This window comes from Kitasatospora sp. NPDC057512 (genome assembly GCF_042802135.1).
Lineage (GTDB): Bacteria > Actinomycetota > Actinomycetes > Streptomycetales > Streptomycetaceae > Kitasatospora.
Genome location: NZ_JBHVET010000928.1, coordinates 1 through 2778, shown reverse-complemented (window position 1 = coordinate 2778; position 2778 = coordinate 1). Strand labels below are relative to the sequence as shown.

Sequence of the window (2778 nt, the reverse complement as noted above, 5' to 3'; positions counted from 1 at the left end):
CCCGTCGACCGGCCCCGGCTGACACCGACTAGGCGCGCGGCTTCTCGCGCATCTCGTAGGTCTCGATGATGTCCTCGACCTTGATGTCGTTGAACGACCCCAGGGTGACACCGGCCTCGAAGCCCTCGCGGACCTCGGTCGCGTCGTCCTTGAAGCGGCGCAGACCCTCGATGGTGAGGCTCTCCGCCACGACCTTGCCGTCGCGGATGAGGCGGGCCTTGGCGTTGCGGCGGATGATGCCGTCGCGGACCAGGACACCGGCGATGTTGCCGAACTTGGAGGAGCGGAAGACCTCGCGGATCTCCGCGGCGCCGAGGCGCACCTCCTCGTACTCCGGCTTGAGCATGCCCTTGAGGGCGTTCTCGATCTCCTCGATCGCCTGGTAGATGACCGAGTAGTACCGGACGTCCACGCCTTCCTTGTCGGCCGCCGCACGGGCACGGCCTTCGGCGCGCACGTTGAAGCCGATGATGATGGCGTCCGAGCCCATCGCCAGGTCCACGTCGGACTCGGTGATGGCACCCACACCGCGGTGCAGGACCCGGAGCTCGACCTCCTCGCCCACGTCCAGCTTGACGAGGGCGTCCTCGAGGGCCTCGACCGAACCGGAGACGTCACCCTTGATGATGAGGTTGAGCTGCTCGATGGAGCCGGCGGCGATGGCCTTGTCCAGGTCCTCCAGGGACACCCGGACCCGACGCTGCGCGAAGGCGGCGTTGCGGTCGCGGGCCGAGCGCTTCTCGGCGATCTGACGGGCGGTGCGGTCCTCGTCGACGACGATGAAGCTGTCGCCGGCGCGGGGCACCGAGGTCAGACCGAGCAGCAGCACCGGACGGGACGGGCCCGCCTCGGCGAGGTTGTTGCCGTTCTCGTCCAGCATGGCGCGGACGCGGCCGTAGGCGTCGCCCACGACGATCGAGTCACCGACGCGGAGGGTACCGCGCTGGACCAGGACGGTCGCCATGGCGCCGCGGCCCTTGTCCAGGTGGGCTTCGATCGCAATACCCTGCGCGTCCTGCTCCGGGTTGGCCCGCAGGTCCAGCGAGGCGTCCGCGGTCAGGACCACGGCCTCCAGCAGCTGGTCGATGTTCAGGCCCTGGCGCGCGGAGATGTCGACGAACATGGTGTCGCCGCCGTACTCCTCGGCCACCAGACCGAACTCGGTCAGCTGGCCGCGGACCTTGGTCGGGTCGGCGCCCTCGACGTCGATCTTGTTGACGGCGACCACGATCGGCACACCCGCGGCCTTGGCGTGGTTCAGCGCCTCGACCGTCTGCGGCATGACACCGTCGTTGGCCGCGACCACCAGGATCGCGATGTCGGTGGACTTGGCACCACGGGCACGCATGGCGGAGAACGCCTCGTGACCCGGGGTGTCGAGGAAGGTGATCGGGCGCTCTTCGCCGTTCACCATCGTCGCCACCTGGTAGGCACCGATGTGCTGGGTGATGCCACCGGCCTCGCCGGCCACCACGTTGGACTTGCGGATGGCGTCCAGCAGGCGGGTCTTACCGTGGTCGACGTGACCCATGACGGTGACGACCGGCGGGCGCGGGGCCAGCTGGTCCTCGTCGCCCTCGTTGGCACCGAAGTCGATGTCGAACGACTCCAGCAGCTCGCGGTCCTCGTCGTCCCGGCTGACGATCTCCAGCTGGAAGCCCATCTCGCCGGCCAGCAGCTCGAGGGTCGCGTCGGAGACCGACTGGGTCGCGGTGACCATCTCACCGAGGTTGAACATGACGGAGACGAGCGCGGCCGGGTTGGCGTTGATCTTCTCCGCGAAGTCCATCAGCGAGGCGCCGCTCGACAGGCGAACGGTCTGGCCGTTGCCGCGAGGCAGCATCACACCGCCGACGGACGGGGCCTGCATGGCCTCGTACTCCTGGCGCTTCGCCCGCTTCGACTTGCGACCGCGAGCCGGGCGACCGCCCGGGCCACGACCGAAGGCACCCTGCGTGCCACCACGGGCACCCGGGCCACCGGGACGACCGCCGAAGCCGCCGGGACGGGGGCCGAAGCCGCCGCCACCACCGGGGGCGCCGCCACCCGGACGCGGACCGCCGAAGCCACCGCCACCGGCCGGACGCGAGCCCGGACCGGCCGGACGGCCCTGGAAGCCCGGACGGGCGCCACCGGCACCCGGACCACCCGGACGGCCGCCGGGGCCACCCGGACCACGGCCACCCGGACCCGGACGCGGGCCGGCCGGACGCTGCGGCATCATGCCCGGGTTCGGGCGCGGCATGCCGGACGGGCTCGGGGCGCCGGGGCGCGGACCGGCCGGACGCGGCATGCCGTCGGGACGCGGGGCACCACCCGGACGGGGGGCACCGGCACCCGGAGCACCCGGACGCGGAGCACCACCGGGACGCGGCGCACCGGCACCCGGAGCGCCGGCGGGACGCGGACGGTCGCCACCGGGACGCGGCGCACCGGCACCCGGGGCACCGGCGGGACGCGGACGGTCGCCGCCCGGACGCGGACGGTCGCCACCCTGGGCACCACCCGGACGCGGAGCACCGCCCTGACCACCCTGACGGCGGTCGCCGGGGCGGCCCATGCCGGTGGCGCTACCCGAGGTGAACGGGTTGTTGCCCGGACGCGGACCGGCCGGACGCGGGCCCGGGCGGGCACCGCCGGCGGCCTGGCCACCACTCGGGCGCGGGGCCTGGGCGGCGGGGCGCGGGGCCTCGGCCGGAGCCGGCGAGGAGAACTCGGCCGCGGGCGCGGCCGGAGCCGCCGGAGCGGCGGGACGCGCGGCCGGGCGCGGGCCCGGAG

The 2778-nt window shown here is 73.5% G+C and carries 1 protein-coding gene; it reads right to left on the bottom strand.

Features of this window, described 5'->3' with window-relative positions; genetic code table 11:
• Window positions 1–28: 28 nt before the first annotated feature.
• Window positions 29–2778, bottom strand: a 2750-nt coding sequence (gene infB, locus ACFU6K_RS35860) for a translation initiation factor IF-2 (protein ID WP_380670348.1), incomplete at its 5' end; no start/stop codon positions are given.